General features: G+C 46.5%; 15 protein-coding genes. 7 read left to right on the top strand and 8 right to left on the bottom strand.

Features of this window, described 5'->3' with window-relative positions:
* The first annotated feature begins 61 nt into the window (after positions 1-61).
* Positions 62-1,999: a fused MFS/spermidine synthase gene (locus ACXAFQ_RS02180; RefSeq protein WP_474817944.1), complete on the top strand. Its 1,938-nt coding sequence runs from the start codon at positions 62-64 to the stop codon at positions 1,997-1,999.
* 42 nt (positions 2,000-2,041) lie between these two features.
* On the opposite strand, the gene ACXAFQ_RS02175 is transcribed toward ACXAFQ_RS02180, so the two are convergent.
* Positions 2,042-2,536 (bottom strand): retropepsin-like aspartic protease family protein, encoded by a 495-nt coding sequence (locus tag ACXAFQ_RS02175; RefSeq protein ID WP_474817943.1) that lies wholly within the window; start codon positions 2,534-2,536, stop codon positions 2,042-2,044.
* A gap of 376 nt (positions 2,537-2,912) precedes the next feature.
* On the opposite strand from ACXAFQ_RS02175, the gene ACXAFQ_RS02170 reads away from it, so the two are divergent.
* Both ACXAFQ_RS02170 and glpQ read left to right on the top strand, forming a co-directional pair.
* Positions 2,913-3,209 carry a hypothetical protein gene (locus ACXAFQ_RS02170; protein WP_139138932.1) on the top strand — a complete coding sequence of 99 codons (297 nt, stop codon included), beginning with the start codon at positions 2,913-2,915 and terminating at the stop codon, positions 3,207-3,209.
* 260 nt (positions 3,210-3,469) lie between these two features.
* Positions 3,470-4,477, top strand: coding sequence for a glycerophosphodiester phosphodiesterase (gene glpQ / locus ACXAFQ_RS02165; protein ID WP_474817941.1), 1,008 nt, complete (start codon positions 3,470-3,472; stop codon positions 4,475-4,477).
* A gap of 49 nt (positions 4,478-4,526) precedes the next feature.
* On the opposite strand, the gene ACXAFQ_RS02160 is transcribed toward glpQ, so the two are convergent.
* Positions 4,527-5,390: a flagellar protein MotY gene (locus ACXAFQ_RS02160; RefSeq protein WP_474817940.1), complete on the bottom strand. Its 864-nt coding sequence runs from the start codon at positions 5,388-5,390 to the stop codon at positions 4,527-4,529.
* Between the two features lie 240 nt (positions 5,391-5,630).
* On the opposite strand from ACXAFQ_RS02160, the gene rnt reads away from it, so the two are divergent.
* A complete protein-coding gene (rnt, locus tag ACXAFQ_RS02155) occupies positions 5,631-6,266 on the top strand; it encodes a ribonuclease T (protein ID WP_070123645.1) in 636 nt (211 codons plus the stop codon).
* A 121-nt stretch (positions 6,267-6,387) separates the two neighbouring features.
* On the opposite strand, the gene ACXAFQ_RS02150 is transcribed toward rnt, so the two are convergent.
* A complete protein-coding gene (locus tag ACXAFQ_RS02150) occupies positions 6,388-6,993 on the bottom strand; it encodes a peroxiredoxin (protein WP_070123643.1) in 606 nt (201 codons plus the stop codon).
* 225 nt (positions 6,994-7,218) lie between these two features.
* Here ACXAFQ_RS02150 and ACXAFQ_RS02145 point away from each other — a divergent pair, with 225 nt between their 5' ends.
* Positions 7,219-7,413, top strand: coding sequence for a bacterioferritin-associated ferredoxin (locus tag ACXAFQ_RS02145; protein ID WP_070123642.1), 195 nt, complete (start codon positions 7,219-7,221; stop codon positions 7,411-7,413).
* Between the two features lie 106 nt (positions 7,414-7,519).
* Here ACXAFQ_RS02145 and ACXAFQ_RS02140 read toward each other — a convergent pair whose 3' ends face one another.
* From ACXAFQ_RS02140 to ACXAFQ_RS02120, 5 genes are all read right to left on the bottom strand, one after another.
* Positions 7,520-10,330: a TonB-dependent receptor plug domain-containing protein gene (locus ACXAFQ_RS02140; RefSeq protein WP_474818397.1), complete on the bottom strand. Its 2,811-nt coding sequence runs from the start codon at positions 10,328-10,330 to the stop codon at positions 7,520-7,522.
* Positions 10,331-10,754: 424 nt separating this feature from the next.
* Positions 10,755-11,822 (bottom strand): FecR family protein, encoded by a 1,068-nt coding sequence (locus ACXAFQ_RS02135; RefSeq protein WP_474817939.1) that lies wholly within the window; start codon positions 11,820-11,822, stop codon positions 10,755-10,757.
* Positions 11,823-11,825: 3 nt separating this feature from the next.
* Complete coding sequence (locus ACXAFQ_RS02130; RefSeq protein ID WP_070123639.1) at positions 11,826-12,386, bottom strand: RNA polymerase sigma factor; 561 nt, start codon at positions 12,384-12,386, stop codon at positions 11,826-11,828.
* Between the two features lie 141 nt (positions 12,387-12,527).
* Positions 12,528-15,098, bottom strand: a complete 2,571-nt coding sequence (locus tag ACXAFQ_RS02125; protein WP_474817938.1) for a TonB-dependent receptor plug domain-containing protein — start codon at positions 15,096-15,098, stop codon at positions 12,528-12,530.
* Between the two features lie 401 nt (positions 15,099-15,499).
* A complete protein-coding gene (locus ACXAFQ_RS02120; RefSeq protein WP_070126931.1) occupies positions 15,500-15,850 on the bottom strand; it encodes a Grx4 family monothiol glutaredoxin in 351 nt (116 codons plus the stop codon).
* A gap of 345 nt (positions 15,851-16,195) precedes the next feature.
* On the opposite strand from ACXAFQ_RS02120, the gene sodB reads away from it, so the two are divergent.
* Together sodB and ACXAFQ_RS02110 are read left to right on the top strand one after the other, a co-directional pair.
* Positions 16,196-16,777, top strand: coding sequence for a superoxide dismutase [Fe] (sodB, locus tag ACXAFQ_RS02115; RefSeq protein WP_474817937.1), 582 nt, complete (start codon positions 16,196-16,198; stop codon positions 16,775-16,777).
* A gap of 235 nt (positions 16,778-17,012) precedes the next feature.
* Complete coding sequence (locus tag ACXAFQ_RS02110; RefSeq protein WP_474817936.1) at positions 17,013-18,935, top strand: PrkA family serine protein kinase; 1,923 nt, start codon at positions 17,013-17,015, stop codon at positions 18,933-18,935.
* Positions 18,936-18,973 lie beyond the last annotated feature (38 nt).

The raw sequence follows: 18,973 nt of genomic DNA, 5'->3' as shown, positions 1-18,973 counted from the left end.
ACCTATTTTGTGCAGTGCGTTCCTGCTGTTTCAGATCCAACCCATTATTTCGAAGGGCCTATTGCCTGAATTCGGCGGCAGTTCTTCAGTATGGTCTGCGAGTATGCTGTTCTACCAATGCGTGTTACTTCTTGGATATCTTTACGCACACGGCCTGAGTAAACTTAAACTCCACTCACAGTTTATCATCCATGCTTTATTGCTTCTTCTTTCCACCTTTATCACGCTTAGTGGTGAATCTGTCCAGAACAGTAACAATGACTATCCGGCATTAGCCGTAATAGGGAAACTCACTTCAGAAATTGGCCTCGCATTTTTTCTGCTGGCAGCCACCAGTGTGCTACTGCAACAATGGCATTTTCGTACCGGCCATTCTGAGGTGCCTTACCACTGGTATTCGTTCTCCAATCTAGCCTCTCTGATTGCGTTAGTAAGCTACCCTTTCTTCTTTGAGGCTTATTTGCCAACGTCTGAACAGAAGCATTATTGGTTCGGATTATATGTGATTACAGTGATACTAAAACTGGTTCTTATGGCAAGCCTGTATGCCGTTGAACCAACAAAGCCAGTAAAGAATAAAACTCAACAGCCAGATGGCGTTCGCCGCAAGCAGGTTCTGTTATGGATTACGCTGTCTGCCACCAGCTCCATCATGCTTATTGCTACTACACAGTTAATGAGTATCAATATTCCACCAATGCCACTGGTGTGGTTGCTACCTTTGTTAATCTATCTAGCCAGTTACACGTTCTGCTTCTCTTCCAGAAAAACGTACAAACGCAAAAAGATGTTGCCGCTGTTGTTCGCTGCCATTTTCTTTGGTTTGATTATGTACTTTTTGGGCAGCCAGTTTAATACCCTTTCTCAGCTTATCATTTACAATTTGATATTATTGGTTTGCTGCATTATTTGCCATGGAGAACTTCGTTCCCGTGCACCAACCAGTGATAGCATGACAACATTTTACGTGGCTATTGCAATGGGCGGCGCGTTAGGCAGCTTGTTCTCGTCAATCATTGCCACATTGATCTTTGAGCGAATCACCGAATACGTTTTGGGGTTATTTTTGGTGGTAATTGTCTATATCTGTAACGCCCCGAGAGCGGCTAGTCAGAAAACCAGAATGATTACGAACTTTGGTGGCATATGTGTTCTGACAACGCTCCTTGTTTGCTACCTGTATATTGAAAACCGTTTTGACCAGTATGATGTTGCCACTGTACGTAATTTTTATGGATACGTGACGGTTAAAGATGTAACGGCAGGCAATATATCAGAGCGGAGACTCGTAGATGGCACCACAGTTCACGGCTCCGAACCTCTAAAATTAAGAAGCGCGAGTGAAAGCTCCTATTACCAGCAAACCAGCGGCGTTGCTGTCGCTGTAAATTATTTACAGCAAAGGGAATCAATTAATCTTGGCGTTATCGGCTTGGGCGCTGGCGTACTGGCGAGTTACATTCGCCCGAACGACAGCATTACCTTCTTCGAATTAAATCCAGCCGTTTACGAAATGGCAAACAAATATTTTTCCTACCTCAAGAATGCTCGAGGCTCTGTAACGGTGAATGTTGACGATGGGAGAATTGCGATTGCCAGACAACTGAATGCCTCAAAACAGAAGTTTAACGCAATCATCGTTGACGCGTTTTCCAGTGACGCCATTCCTGCTCATCTCCTTACCAGAGAGGCTTTTGATATTTATTGGCAACGACTAGAGGAAGATGGACTATTAATTATTCATATATCCAACAATCACATTGATCTTATGCCCGTGCTGCTAAGCCATTCGGCTTACTTTGATAAGGCTATTTTTCAATGGAGAAGCACTTTGCAATTACAAAATAATTTTAGTTCAGACTGGGTTGTACTCACGAATGATCATGACTTTACTGCTGAGCATTTTCCTTTCCAAGCCAATAGTACCCGTTCAAACTCGGATCTCGCTGTTGAATGGACCGACGAGAAATATAGTCTCTTGCCGTTAATAAGGCTCTAACCGCAATCTTTCTTAAATGTACTCCAAAACTGCTACCAGTGTTTACTCTTGTAAGCATCCTGACAGTGTTATTTGTTCCGCTGTCAGGGTTAGCGGTGCCGCTTTCAGTAGTGCGTTCACACCAAGAATATTACTGCCTCTTGGCAGTACAGAGACATCCACCGGCCCAACTTCGCAATGCCCACCAATACGTACTGAATCGAGACGATATTGAGACACCGTGACAATTTTACCGTTGGCCATTCGCGCGGCGGCTTTACTGGTTGCAGTCAGCTTTTTGCTTCGATTTAACGCTTTGAAGGTTTGCTCATTGAGTGTCAATAAACTGGAACCCGTATCGAGCAGGAATGATGCTTTAACCGCCGAGTCGAGCGTGGCATCCAGATACAATGTACCGCCCGCATGTTGTTGTAGACTGATGGTTTGCTCACTGGCTAGCGCATGCATCGACAGCAATGTTAGCGCGAATATCAGTACGCTTTTTAATGGGCTCTTTAATAGATTAAACGACTGTGCACGGTTACTCAGGGGTTTCATGATCATTGTCCTGTTTATTAACCCTAATTACACAGCAACTATATGGCCAGTATGTAAGTGCCTGATCTCACAGACATCAAAGTCTTCAGCAAATTGGCTATCGCCCCACTAACGAGCACCGCACAACGAGATTGCACCACCAAAAAGCAAATTTCATGAAAATGCGCCTATAATGGCCTAATCAGATAGCAATCATTACCAGAATAAATAATCATTGATAGAATAAAGCTATCACCAGATAGGATTGTTTGTTAATTATTTGTTTATCACAATAACTAAGCACCATATTGATGCAAAAACAGATAAGGACACCATGATGAAATTTGCGCTAAGATTAGCCACATTCGCTTTTGCCTCTTCAATGAGCAGCTTAGTAATGGCAAGTAACGATCAAGACACCATCGACATTCAAGTTGTAGATTACTCTGGCAAGCCGCCGTTCAAGCGTGTAGTTAAAACGGTACCGGTTTCCGACGTTGCTCAACTCGAAGCACTCGGAGAAGCCGCCACAGAGTACGTGGAAGTAAAAGAAGTCATTAAACGCGGCAAGCCTCCCTATCGACGGGTTACCACTCGCATGCCAGTTTACGATGTAGCGCAGTTAGAATTACTTGAAGATGAGGACAAACCCAAATTAAAAGGTAATCGTCCTCCTTTTAAGCGTCATAAGTAACGAATTGAACGGGTTTGTTTGCCTGCAAACCCATTCTTTGCCTCTCGTCGTTATTGATAGCATTTCAACCTAGCGCTTAAAATAGCGAATACTCCCCCTCTTAAGCTTTTCACTCAGTCACTTTTGCCGAACCCATTCAGCGCTCTATCTAACCGTTTCTTCTTGAGATAGTGCCACTGCCACATTACTGTCTATAACGCGTGTTAACATTTAAAGCATCGTCATGATCATTCGGCGAGCATCACAAAAAAGGATTACTCGTGTTTACCAGCAAACTAAAAGCCATTGCGTTATCCACAGCGCTGATCACCAGCCAAGCCAGCGCCTTCGATATCATTGCCCACCGCGGCGCATCTGGCTATTTGCCTGAACATACCCTGGAAGCTGCTTCTCTGGCGTTTGCTCAGCAACCCGATTTCATCGAACAAGATGTGGTGGCGACGAAAGACGGCGAATTGGTTGTGCTTCACGATATTCATCTGGAAACCGTAACCGATGTGGCTTCGAAGTTTCCCGAACGCTCTCGTGACGATGGCCGTTGGTACGCACTGGATTTTACGCTAGCGGAATTACGTACATTGCAAGTAAAAGAACGGTCGGATACCGATGGAAAACAAGTGTTTGCCAATCGCTATCATGGCAGCAAAGCCCTGTTTACCGTTGCTACATTGGATGAACACATTGAACTTATCAGTGAACTTAACCGCGAGTTCAAAAGCAATATTGGCTTTTATACTGAAATCAAATCCCCTGCCTGGCATAAAAAAGAAGGCGTAGATATCAGTCAACAACTACTGGACACATTGGCGCGCTACAATCTCAATGGCAAAAATGCGAACATTTATGTGCAGTGTTTTGATTTTGCTGAAGTGAAGCGCTTACGCAACGAGCTTGGTTTTAAAGGCAAGATTGTCTTACTGCTGGCCGACAACAGTTGGGGCGAGTCTGCGACCGATTATCAGGCGCTGCTAACCCGACAAGGCATGCAGGATATAGCAAAATACGCCGACGGCATTGGCCCCTGGTTCCCACAGCTATTAGACATGAAAGCGCTGCAGCAAGGTAAGGTTGTTCCGAGTCCCTGGCTGGCAACGGCAAAAAAAGAAGGCCTGGTTATCCACCCTTATACATTTCGGATTGATGCACTCCCCACGGGAATGACTGCAGAGCAGATCCTTGGATTATTAACGGGACCACTGGCAGTAGATGGCGTATTTACCGATCAAATTCCCCCCGTGAAGAATTTTCTGCGACAAAGTGGTAAATAGCAAAACGCCGGCAGTCTTGCCGGCGTTTTAGTTTCTCACTGTGGCGTGTCTATCCTTTGGACAAGCGCACTACAACCCTACGGTTCATTGCCCGTGAATCGGCATTGGTGTTTGGTGAAATGTGGCGTTTCTCACCATGCCCGGTAACTTCAATTCTCTCAGCATCCACCCCCATAGAGGTGAAGAACGACTTTACCTGCTCCGCACGACGAATAGAAAGCTGCTCGTTGCTATAGCGACTTCCATAGCTATCGGTGTAGCCATCGAGAAGTACTAACTCCAATTCTTTATCTTCTTTTAAGTACTCGCCAATCATACTCAATCGCTTTTGCGAGTATTTTGTGAGGTCAACACTGCTTTTCTCGTAGGACAACACGGTATATGCAATATCGTCGAAATTGTAAGGCAGGAGCTGCGAAACGCATTTCACAAAATTTCGATATACAGGTGTAAAGTTACTGGCATTCAGTGCCACGGCAACTTTATCGTACTCGTTATACCAATCTTTGTAATAAATCGTGGGCCAGTAACCCTTTTCAAGCTCGCTTAGCATGGTCCATGCAGCTTGCTCAGGTAAGTCGCCGTTGTATTGGGTTCGCAGCGTCATGTCGGCAATATTCTTGGGCATTGCTCCTGGCATCCAGGTAGGCGGCACGGAATACACCGCAGCGACATCGAATTTTTTTGGCAACAAATCCATGTCCAGTTCAAATTCCATGTTTAACTGTTTGGAAGCCACACTTGAAAATAGCGCATCGCCATAGCCCGGCACGGTGTGAGCAAGAGTGCACTGAAGGCGCGTTTGCTCTTTCAGCATCCAGTCAGATGCTTCTACGGGAGCGGCATACTGCCGCATTGCGCCCATTGCTGGCGCACTGATCAATAAGATGCCGATTAATACCTGTCGAAACATATTCCGCCCTGCTACAAAAGATGATCTGCACTTTCTTTATCGCCACGATGAGAAAAAAGTTTAGCACAGCACAACAACAATTCGCGTATTCGCAGCATTGCTTAGTTTTCAAAGGTAGATACCCAAAGCAGTTCTTGCGATAATCACGCCTTTCGCCATGATATTCCTGAACGCCCAGGCTGGTTTTTCAGCGACTATCTGTAAAATGCACGCCTTTATTATCAAGGATTTCTGCTGTTTATGTCTGAAAATGCCAATGTACTGAAGCATCGCTTTCGCGGTTATTTCCCCGTCATTATTGATGTGGAGACTGCCGGTTTCAATGCCGCCACCGACGCCCTGCTTGAAATTGCTGCGGTGACACTTCAGATGGATGAAAACGGCGATCTACACCCTCATAAAACCGTACACTTTCATGTTAACCCGTTTGAAGGGGCGAACCTCGAACAGGCTGCGCTGGATTTCAACGGTATTGATCCTCATTGTCCATTACGCGGCGCCCTTGATGAAACCGAAGTCATGAAGGAAGTGTGCAAGCAAATCAGAAAACTGCAAAAAGATGCTGACTGTCAACGCTCGGTCATTGTTGCCCACAATGCGACCTTTGATCAGAGTTTTGTGAATGCTGCTATTGCGCGAAGCAATATCAAACGCACGCCATTCCACCCTTTCGTCTCGTTTGATACCACTACCTTAGCAGGCCTTGCTGTAGGGCAAACCGTACTGGTAAAAGCCTGCCGTGAAGCCGGCATCCCGTTTGATCAGAGTGAAGCACATAGCGCGCTCTATGATGCCGAAAGAACCGCTGAGTTGTTCTGCTACATCGTTAATCGTTACAAATCACTAGGTGGATGGCCTGTAGCCGAGAACGCTTAAGCCGTTGACCAACTGACAAACACTGGAACATTTGGGTAATAGTTTGTCTTCCGAGAAGCGCTAGAAACAAAAACGCCGCGATGATTTTCATCAGCGCGGCGTAGAGGTATCACACCGTCGATTAAAGCTTGTCAGCTTCTTCTGACAGGTATTTAGCAACACCTGCTGGGGATGCGTCCATGCCAGACTTACCTTCAGTCCAACCTGCTGGACATACTTCACCATGCTCTTCATGGAAGCTCAGTGCGTCAACCATACGCAGCATCTCGTCGATGTTCCGACCCAGAGGCAGATCGTTAACCACCTGGTGACGTACATTGCCTTCACCGTCGATCAGGAAAGAACCACGGAACGCTACACCTGCTTCTGGGTGCTCAACGTCATATGCCTGGCAGATTTCATGCTTAACGTCAGCAACCAGTGTGTACTTAACCGGACCAATACCGCCTTCATTTACTGGCGTGTTTCTCCACGCATTGTGAGAGAACTGAGAATCGATAGATACACCAATCACTTCTACACCGCGCTTCTGGAACTCTTCGTAACGCTTGTCAAAAGCAATCAGTTCAGAAGGACATACAAAAGTGAAGTCCAGCGGGTAAAAGAAGATAACCGCTTTTTTACCTTTAATCGCTTCGCTTAAAGTGAAAGTATCAACGATTTCACCACTGCCTAAAACAGCTGCTGCAGTAAAGTCAGGGGCCGGACGGCCTACCAGTACGCTCATTGTTTGCTCCAAATTTTTTCAGATTGTTATAGTTTTGCCATTGCGGCACTTTCAATATAGGTGCGGATAAATGAAAGCCAAGTATTCTGTTGTCAAAATCTATCGATGTTATTAATCGCCACTGTATTTAGTCTAAAGTTTAATCATAAAAATGATCTTTCCACCTTGCCAAACATACAAATAGCAATTATTATCATTAACGATTTAATTTAACGGGTTGGTAGTATGTTTGTTTGCATGTGTTATGGCGTAACAGATAAAGACATCAAAAATGCAGTAGAACAAGATGGCGTAGGTAACATCCGTGAACTTCGTCAGCAACTCGATCTGGGTAATCAATGCGGAAAGTGCATTCAGATGGCTCAGCAAATTATCGATTCAACAATTATCGATGAAACGTTATTCAAAGAGGTTTGCTAACTAACCTTCCCCTTTATTTCAGTTTTATTTTACGCCTTCCAGGGTTCAGCGCCCTAGCACGTTTAACGCCCTCAAGCTTCTTTCGAACACGAACCTGCACACGTTCTTAAAAATCATATCGCGACTGCAAGTACCAGAATCCGCCGTTCATGCCTGAAGGTGATGTAGGTGGATACAGCGCCCCGACTACATCTGCATAGGGATTAATTTGCGGCGTTGTATTAAATACATTCGAAGCCCCTAACGCCACCGTCAAGTTTTCAGAGTAATGCCAGCTTAATTCCGCATCCAGGGTAATCATGCTGCTACCGTCGATATCCATTCCCGCAGCCGCATCAACATGGTCTTCATAAAACGCGCCATAGTACTTAAGCCGCCAAAGCATAGACCAGGCCTGCCAGTGTTGCTTTAAGGTAGTGGTTATCCGCACGGCGGGAAGGTTGTCTTCCAGCATGCGCACCCGCTGCGGTGTCAGACTAGGCACCAGTAACACTTTACCATCAGGCTGAGTTTGCGGAAAAGCCGAAAGCCGCTTAACCCGCGTATCTGTCCAGTTAAATGATGTCGTTAGCGCATTGGTCACATCCGCCAAATCAAACCGGTAATTCAATACAATATCGACACCCTGTGTCGCAGTATCAAAATCATTGGCAAAATATTTAATCGCGCGATAGTTGTCGGCTTCGGGATTACCTTGTGCGATAAGTTGTTCCACGTCGTCTGCAGTAAGAGGAATGGCGGATGTGGTACTGATACGGTCATACAGACGAATATTGAAATAATCGACGGTGAGATAAAAATCCTCGTCCCAAAAGGCGACCAGTCCAATGCTGCTGTTAATCGATTCTTCTGGGGTTAGCGGTTCGGCACCCAGCATTTGCGAGATAGGATGCGTAGGAGGCAGCGTTGCTTGATCTTCCAGACCCGTTGACGCATAGGCTGTAGTAATGTTGATGACATTGCTCTGCCCCACCGTGGGCGCCTTAAAGCCCGAGCTGAGAGAGCTTCGAAAAGAAACGATATCGTTTAACTGGTATCGCAGATTGACCTTACCATCTAGGGTAGAGCCAAAATCAGAGAAGTGCTCTGAGCGCAATGCGGTGGCAAGTTGCAGATCTTCGCTCAGGAACATTTCCACATCGGCATATAAGGCCCAGTTGTGGCGGCTCCAGTCCCCTGCAGTTACTGGCTGATAACCCGGAAAGCCATTAGAACCAATACCAAAGCCAGGAGAAGTCGCAACTTCTGCATTGTTCGCAAACGGCCCTTCAATCCACGACGCGTCATCCCCTGCCTGCTGGCTATAGCGCTCACGTCGCCACTCCATACCCGTGGCGAAACTGATAGGTTTAGATGTCCAACTGTCTAAGAAGCGAGAAAAATCCAGGTTGATGGTACGCTCTAACTGACTAACTGCACCGGGCGTAAAACTGGTTGGGGTTGCTTCGCCTAGTGAGGGGTTAATGGTGTTATGCAAGCGGTAGCTCACATTCGAATAACCGACACTGGCACTAAGATCAAAAAGCCAATCATCATTGAGCTCACCACGAATGCCCGCAAATGCAGAACCGTCTTTTATCACTCCGCCAAAACGTGGCGTGAAACCACCGGGAAACCACTCATTAAATGCAAAACAGTTCTGGCCCAGCGGAGTAGAATTATCCGCGATTTGCAAATAGGCGGGGTCGTCCAACACGTTGTTGTCGGTGATAAAAATATCGGGACACGTTATCCCCTGCCCTAAGCCATCTTTGTCTGCGACGAGAAGTTTGGCTGTATCACTGTTTGGATCAGCAAAAATCCCCAGTCTGGTATGAGGGTGACGATAGTAAAATCCGCCCTCAATTTCACGACGTGCAGCGGTACCAAACCAATAGACATCGACTTTCTCGGTTAGCGGAACTGCCGCATTAAAAGCCAGTTTGGCGTCGCTATTTACATCCAGCGCTCCCCATACCTGGGAGGGGGATGAAACAAACGTATTACCGGCGTCGATAAGCGCTTGTGCGTCGGCACGCTGCACAGAACGACTCGTGCCATTTCGTTGTTGGTACTCTGCCGTGATATTAAAAAAGCCACTTCCCAATGACGTGCCAAGGTTCCCTTGTAGATGAACCAGTTCACCATCACCTTCATAATACTCACCGGTTTTCGCGCTGAGGTATCCCCCCTCTCGACGATCGTCGAGCACAAAGTTGATAACCCCAGCAATCGCGTCCGAACCGTACTGTGCTGCGGCGCCGTCGCGAAGCACTTCCACCTGTCTCATGGCACCGGCGGGCAAGACTGAAATATCAGGCCCCTGTGCACCATCTGATAAACCGCCGCCCAGGAACGTAATCACAGAAGAGCGATGACGTCGCTTGCCATTAAGTAACACCAGCGTGTGGTCGGCAGCCATCCCTCGCAGATTGGCCGGGCGTACTAAGCTAGCGGCATCGTTAATGGGCTGATCGTTTACATTCAGTGACGGTACAACACCGGCCAACATGCTTAACACATCAGAACTGCCCTGGGCTTGGAGTGTATCACCGGCAATAATGTCTAGTGGCACCGGCGACTCAACCACTGAACGTGGTGCACTGCGGGTGCCTACGATAGCGATGCGTTCAATAGAAAAACCGATGTCATCATTAATGCGGGATTTAGGTGGACGCGGTGGTGGCTGGCGTAACTCAACAATAGGCTTTACGGTTAGCATGCCGGTAGCATCAATCTGCACGGCGAGCTCGGTTCCCTTCAAAAGATGAAGTAACCCCTCCTGCAGGGTAAAAGTACCCGACAAGCCATTAGCTTGCACTTTCTCGGCGAGTTCATAAGGAAACAGTAAAGTGGTATTCGCTTGTTTAGCGAATTCTGTTAACGCAACATCCGCCCGCTGCGCAGGAATGTCGAATTCAATTTTCTGTTGAGCCATTGCAACAGATGCAGCGAAGTAGCTGGCTGCAACTAATCCGGTGATGCGAAGCTGTCGTCTAAGGCGTTGGCTTACTAATGGAAAGCGCATGAACAGGCTAGGTGTCAAAAGTATTAAAAATTAACATTGTCGAATTTTCACTATTACGTGGTTTCGTTATTATTATTCAGCGCTGATTCGCTTACAGGCTATACATATAGTGAGTTACAAAGTATTGATGTTGCTGTTAATGCAGTATAACGACTTTTCTGACTTCCACAACGCTACCTACATACTACGACCGGCACAGTATACCAATGGTCGGAATAATAAAAATTAATACTAAGATAATTTGAGAATTGCCACATCCACTGTGAACGAGGCTAATAAAAATTGATATAAGGCAAAAAAATAGCCGCCCGCTATGAAGCGGGCTACTCTTGAATTAGCTTTCTTGCTCTGACAATTGAATCGTCATAGCATCCACTCGCTTGTGCTCGATATGGAAGCTGTTTTTAAGTGCAGATAGCAGGCCACTGATATCACCTACCTTGAAATATCCAGCCACGCGCTTTTTACGCAGTTCTACGCCATCTATTTCGAAGCTGACAGCGGTGTAACGTTCAATTTCACGTAAAGCATCTTCTAACGCTTCACCTTTGAATACAATCATGCCCTGTTGCCAAGCGAGATCTTGCTCCATGGCATCATCGTCGAGATTTTTCAGATCGCTGAGGATACCGTCGACATTGGCTTTTTCACCAGCGGCCAGTAACTTAAGGTCAGCGCGAGTTGTTCCAGACTTTATTACATCTGCAATTTCCTCCCGGGAAATCGAAGACACTTTATCTTGCACCAGAACTCGCCCTTCAGTGACGACCAATTCAAATGCCTCGTCGTTGGTATACTGCATGTTAAACGCCGTACCGATGGCGGTGACGGTGTTAATACCAGCAGTCACGGTGAAAGGTCTGCTTGCATCGTGGGCAACGGTGAAGTGGGCTTCACCCTTGATTAAATCAATGATCCGCTCGTCTTCATCAAACTTAATGTGAATCGCGGAGTTAGTATTCATGTGCACCACTGAACCGTCGTTCAGGGTCAGGGTTTTCTGCTCACCAATGGCCGTTCCTACTCGCTGGACCAACTGATAGCCGGAATCGCTCTGATTAAGCCAATAGGAATCCACCATCATGGCAGCAGCGGCAACCATCAAAATAAAACCCGCGGCAACGCTCCAGCGTGCCTGGCGCAAAATGCTCTTAGCTTTGCGGGCTTCGCCGTTATATTGATTACGATCTGGGAACAGCCCTTTTAATTCATTAAGTACGCTCAAGTCGTCCCACAATTGAGCCACTTCGAAAAGGATCCTGCGATGACTGGAACTTGCGCCCAACCATGCATGCAGTGATTCGGTCTCTTCACTACTCAAACCGCGATCAATCCGGCTTATCCACAAACACGCTTCTTCGTGGATATCGTCCTTGCTGGTAAATTTACTGACATTACTCATGGCTTAACTACTATGATTGTCCTGATGATGTTTAGGCTTAACGGGTTTGTCTCTGGATGTGTCACCGGATGACGCCAGAAATTTAGAGCACTGTAACAGGCCTTTCGCCACATGTTTCTCTACAGTACTTTCACTTAGCCCCACAAGCTCAGCAATGTCGCGCTGGCTCATGCCATAAACTTTCTTTAATAAAAATACTCGCTTCACTTCTGGCGACAAAGATTCAGTCGCACGACAGAAATGAATAAATCGCTCTTTACTTTCGACATGCTTTTCAAGGTTATATCCAATGAGATCATTAGATAGCATGTCCATATCGTCTACCGCCTGATTTAACTGGCTGGCAGCACTGTTCACATGATTAAGCGCAAGGTTTCTTGCTGTTTTGAGCATGTAAGTGCGTTCGTAGCGGATCTCTTGTGTAAGTTCTGCTTCGTAACTTTTTATGAACGCTTCCTGCACGATGTCTTCGATATCATCCGAACTGACAATAGCGCCCACAGCCCGCATCATTTTTGTGCGGTATTTTATAAATGTGGCAGCAATAGTCGACTTTCTGGTCATATTCTCTTCGCAGTATATGTAGCAAAACCGTTACAACACAGGCTATATTGCCAGTTTATTACTACATAAGTCATGCATTTTTTGTACTTTTTACAGCCAATAAAGGGGGCAAAGCCCCCTTTTAATTGACAGTTCTAGTTATTAGAAGGTGTAAATACCACGAACGTAGTAGAAACCACCATTGATACCCAGTGGTGAAGTTACCGGATACATCGCACCAGCAATCTCATTATCGTACTGCGTATTGCGGTCTGGGTACTCATCCAGCGCATTCTTCGCACCTACAACAACCTGCAGGTCGTCGGTAAAGTGATAACCCACTTCAACGTCTAGGCTCAGCTCGGAACCAATATTGTCGATAGGCAGACCTGAATCCAGGTGATCTTCAAAGATGCTACCGAAATAGTTCAGACGACCCAGTACGCGCCAGTCACCATTGGTGTGGTTGGCAGTAAAGCTCCAACGGGTTGCTGGCAGGTTGTCTTCCAGCATACGTACACGCTCTGGTGTGATGTTGTCTGAAGCTTGGTCAACCGTTGTTGAGGTCCAGTTGTATGCCAGTGAGTACTTGGTTTCACCGCCAAACATGTCCTGGCTGTAGTTAGCAACAACATCAAGACCTTCAGTTGTGGTATCGAAATCGTTAGTGAAGAACTTAACCGCAGAGAAGCTAGACGCATCGCTCACACCTTGTGCCAGCAGTGCTGCAATGTCTTCTTCAGTTAACGCGATTGCTGAAGTTGTACTGATACGGTCAGTCACTTCAATGTGGTAGTAGTCGGCAGTCAAGAACAGACCGTTGTCGAACTCAGCAACAACACCGAAGCTCATAGACTCAGATTCTTCTGGTGTTAATGGCGTACCGCCTTTCTGTACAGAGATAGGATCTGTTGGTGGCAATGTTGCCTGATCTTCCAGCTGACCACTCGCACCAAATGCAGTAGTTACGTTACGCACGGTGCTCTGACCGATTGTAGGCGCTTTAAAGCCAGTAGAGTACGCACCACGCAGTGCAATGTTATCGGTTAACTGGTAACGCGCAGACACTTTACCTTTCGTGGTGTTACCGAAGTCAGAGTAGTCTTCGTAACGTACCGCAGCGGCAACCAGGAAATCATCCGTCAGGTACAATTCAGCATCTAAATAGAATGCAATGTTGTGACGTGATGCTTCGCCTTGGCTCTTGTTAGACAGACCCGGGAAACCGTTTGAACCGATACCGAAGCCTTGTGAAGCCAATGGACCAATTTCATAAGAGGCAATATCACCCGCTTTCGCTTCGTAGCTCTCGTGGCGATACTGGAAACCACCAGCCAGATACAGAGGCTCATTCAGACCCACTTCAATTGGCTTGGTCAGGTCAAGGTCGAAAGTCTGTTCAGACTGAACGTAAGTACCAGGCTTAAACGACGTTGGCGTGTCTGGACCTAAAGAGGGGTTGATGGTGTTTGAAATCGCGAAATCGATTTCGTTCTGACCCAGGTTTAAGCTGATGTCGTAACCAATTTCGTTTGGCAGCTCACCACGGGTACCGAATACCAATGACATATCTTGAACCGTACCACCGAAGCGAGGCGTGAAACCACCTGGGAACATTTCGTTAAATGCGAAACAGTTCGGGTTGTTAGCAACTTCGTTGATGTAACGTGGATTTTCAAGCACGTTGTCGCCTACTTGAATGTCAGTTGGGCAGTTACCAGACATATCGCCTGTCAGGTCGCCAACCAGCAGTAACTGGTTACCGTCGGCATCAGTACCACCGTCATTCACACCGCCACGGTTGTGCGGGTTACGGTAGTAGAAACCACCTTCCACTTCACGCTCTGCGTAGTTACCGAACATGTAGGCTTCGGCGTTATCATTCAGTTCCAGACCTAAGTTCGCGAAGAACTTGATGTCGTCTTTAATTTCAGGCGAACCCCATACTTGGGCAGGATCGGCAACAGCAGTGTTGCCCGCAGCAATCAGGGCCGCTGCGTCGTCACGCTGTACGCTGCGCGATGTTGGATCAGCAGTGCGGTATTCAGCAGACAGGTTAATAAAACCGTTCTCGCTTAACGGAAGGCCGATGTTACCTGAGATTTGCATCAGGTCGCCGTCGCCTTCGTAGTAAGAACCATAACGGGCTTCAACCATACCGCCTTCATCGGCGTCGTTGAGTACGAAGTTAACCACACCCGCGATAGCGTCAGAACCGTACTGAGCAGCTGCACCGTCACGCAGTACTTCCACCTGCTTCAGTGCAGATGAAGGAATAACAGAAATATCTGGTCCTTGTGCACCGTCAGAAAGACCGCCCCCCAGGAAAGTGATTACCGCAGAGCGGTGACGACGCTTACCATTTACCAGCACCAAGGTGTGGTCTGATGCCATACCACGCAGGTTAGCCGGACGTACCAGTGTTGATGCATCGTTGATTGGCTGGTCGTTCACGTTAAACGAAGGAACAACGGTCTGCATCATGGAGACCATGTCAGTTGCGCCCTGGTTTTGGAATTCGTCGCTGGAAATGATATCTACCGGTACTGGAGACTCGCCAACAGAACGAGGCGCAGCGCGAGTACCTACAACGGCGATTTGTTCAAAATCTTTCGCTTCGGCTTCGTCAGCTTCCTGCGCATAGGTATTTGCAGATGCGAGCATGCCCACAGCAGCAGATGCTGCCAGTGCAATTCGCACATTTCTGGTCACTTGTGACAGTGAAGTTTTCATAGTGGTTTCCTGGATTTTCGTCATCTGTCCACTGGGTGTTTCTTCGATGTAAAAAAACGTCCCTCAGTGGGTGATAATTTCTGTTTTTAATGTTTAATAATTTTGCAAACTGGCCGTTTGCTGAGGGAACTTATAAATCGCAAATCACTCAAAAACAAACGATTTTAAAGAAATTAAAAATATTTTTTAAAGTGATAGAGGATTTGGTTTTGTGGTTTGTCTATTACTATATTGGCGGCGTTTATACGTCTTAAAAAATGCTATTTTCAGGCTATTTTTTGTACTTTTTTTGGTTATCTCCCTTCGACCAGTTTGTGTCAGATTGACACAAAAAAACCCGGCGATGCCGGGTTTATTTTTTTGTGCTTTTTGCCGCCAAACTGCATTGGCCAGAAAGTCGATTACTCTTCTTCTGTTTTGTACTTTTCTGCAGTTTCTTTGATCAGCGGTTGCAACTCTTGTTGCTGGAACATTTCGATGATGATGTCACAGCCACCTACCAGCTCGCCGTCAACCCACAGTTGCGGAAATGTTGGCCAGTTTGCATATTTTGGCAATTCCGCACGGATATCCGGGTTTTGCAGAATATCAACATAGGCAAAAGGTTCGCCACATGACATCAGCGCCTGTACCGCCTGTGCAGAAAAACCACAGCTTGGCAGTTTTGGGGAGCCTTTCATATATAACAGGATCGGGTTTTCAGCAATTTGCTCTTTGATTCTGTCTACAGTTGATTCGGTCGTATTTTCCATCCAATCCTCTTTAGGTGGTCGGTTTAACTAGTCATTGCATTATGGGTATCCTGACAACGGATTCAAGGGTCAGCCAGAATAAATCCCGTAAAAAGGAAATTTCGTCGCTAGATGAGTGATCTTTATTGCCAGATTGCTATAACACTATTACACAGGCTTTTCTGATATAGGCTAAAGACAATTTTTTGCATTCTCAGAATAAAAATGCATAAATCTGTCATTGAGTTATCAAATTCAACCCTTATATCTGATCCACAGTAATTGACCGTTGTCGTTTTCGCTTTCAGCTTTCTGTTCTGGCCGCGAAATCCGACTTTACTTCCTAGAGAAAAATGGAGAATTCAAATGGCGTTTGAACTACCACCACTGCCGTACGAAAAAAATGCACTTGAGCCGCACATTTCTGCTGAAACGCTGGAATATCACTACGGTAAGCACCACGCTACTTACGTAACTAAGTTAAATGGTCTGGTAGAAGGTACTGATCTGGAGAGCAAATCTCTGGAAGAGATTATCAAAACTTCTGAAGGCGGCGTATTTAATAACGCGGCGCAAATCTGGAACCACACGTTCTACTGGCACTGCCTGAGCCCGAATGGCGGCGGTGAAGCAACTGGCGCAGTGGCCGATGCCATCAAAGCAAAATGGGGTTCTTTCGAAGACTTCCAGGCTGCATTCGACGATAAAGCAGTAAACAACTTTGGCTCTAGCTGGACTTGGTTAGTGAAAACTGCTGACGGTTCTCTGGACATCGTTAACACCAGCAACGCAGGCACGCCTATCACTGAAGAAGGTGTTACACCTCTGCTGACTGTTGACCTGTGGGAACATGCTTACTACATCGACTACCGCAATGCACGTCCTAAGTATCTGGAAAACTTCTGGAAACTGGTTAACTGGGAATTTGCGAACGAAAACTTTGCATAATTAAATGCACCGTTTTTAGTTAAGAATTCTAAAAGCCCGCTGACCAGCGGGCTTTTTGTTACATAAATTTAACCTTTAACTCACTGGCTTTAAAGACAATTCCTTTTTGAAAAGGTTCATTCTTTTATTAGATGAATATTCCGGTTTTTATTACCAAATATCCTGAGAAAACACTTCCAACTTGCTCAAACAGGTCTAAGCTGTAAATACGGGAATCCGTTTTTTGGGGAAATCTATGGGTATTTTCGAGCATTACCAGCAACGTTACGAAGAGCGCCAACAAGAAGAATTCACCATCCAGGAATTTCTGGATATCTGTAAAGACGACCCAACCGCTTATGCAAACTCAGCAGAACGGTTGCTTCAGGCCATTGGTGAGCCTGAAATGGTCGACACTTCCACTGACCCGGCGCTTAGTCGAATATTTTCAAATAGGGTCATTGCAAGGTATCCGGCATTCCATGAGTTTTACGGCATGGAAGAAGCCATTGAGCAGATAGTGTCTTATTTAAGGCATGCCGCTCAGGGCCTCGAAGAGAAAAAACAAATTCTCTACCTGCTTGGTCCGGTAGGCGGCGGTAAATCCTCCCTTGCCGAACGACTGAAAGAACTCATGCAACGGGTTCCCATATACATGTTGAAAGGGTCACCCACCAACGACCATCCATTCTCACTTTTTGATTTACACGAAGATGGCAATATTCTCGAGAAAGAATATGGCATCCCAAAACGCTATCTAAAAACCATTATGTCACCCTGGGCCCGTAAACGTCTGCACGAGTTTGGTGGCGATATCACTAAATTTAAGGTGGTTCGGGTTTATCCTTCTATTCTCGATCAAACCGGTATCGCTAAAACCGAGCCAGGTGACGAAAACAACCAGGATATTTCATCGTTAGTCGGTAAAGTAGACATACGCCGTCTGGAGCAGTTTGCTCAGAACGACCCGGATGCTTACAGCTATTCCGGCTCCCTGTGTAAAGCCAACCAGGGCCTGATGGAATTCGTAGAGATGTTCAAAGCACCGATTAAAGTGCTACATCCGCTGCTTACGGCTACGCAGGAAGGCAACTATAACCCTACAGAGGGTTTCTCTGCCCTGCCCTTCGACGGCTTGATTCTGGCTCACTCTAATGAGTCTGAATGGCAATCTTTCCGTAACAACAAGAACAATGAGGCCTTCCTCGACCGTGTTTACATCGTAAAAGTGCCTTATTGTCTGCGGGTATCGGAAGAGCTGCATATTTACCGCAAGTTGCTTGATAACAGTGAACTCAACGGCGCACCTTGTGCACCAGATACCCTGGAATGCCTGGCCCAGTTTACTGTGTTATCGCGCTTAAAAGAGCCGGAAAACTCCAGCATCTATTCAAAAATGCGGGTCTACGATGGCGAAAGCCTGAAAGACACCGACCCGAAAGCCAAATCCTATCAGGAATACCGCGATTACGCCGGTGTCGATGAAGGCATGGAAGGGTTATCTACCCGATTCGCGTTCAAAATTTTGTCGCGGGTGTTCAACTTCGATCATCAGGAAGTGGCCGCGAACCCGGTTCACCTGTTCTACGTTCTGGAGCGCCAGATTGAGCGTGAACAGTTCCCGCAGGATACCGCTGACCGCTATCGCGAGTTCCTTAAAGGTTACCTCATTCCCCGTTACGTGGAATTTATCGGTAAGGAAATCCAAACCGCGTATCTCGAATCCTATTCAGAGTACGGTCAGAACCTATTCGACCGTTACGTCACCTATGCTGACTTCTGGATTCAGGACCAGGAATACCGCGATCCAGAAACCGGTCAGCTGTTCGACCGCGAATCGTTGAATGCGGAACTGGAAAAAACCGAGAAGCCTGCCGGAATCAGTAATCCGAAAGACTTCCGAAATGAAATCGTTAATTTCGTGCTGCGCGCCCGGGCTAACAACGGTGGTAAAAACCCGGCCTGGACCAGTTACGAAAAACTGCGCACTGTGATCGAGAAGAAAATGTTCTCCAACACAGAAGACTTATTACCTGTCATTTCTTTCAATACTAAAGGTTCGACAGAAGATAAGAAAAAACACGACGACTTTGTTAATCGCATGGTGGAGAAAGGCTATACCTCCAAGCAAGTCAGACTGTTATGTGAATGGTATCTGCGGGTACGCAAAGCGTCCTAGTCTGCTTACGTGGTAGCGGAACAAGACGCATTGTTGTT

It is taken from the genome of Alteromonas sp. ABH2_165, assembly GCF_056159945.1.
This window is presented reverse-complemented; position numbering and strand designations above follow the sequence as displayed.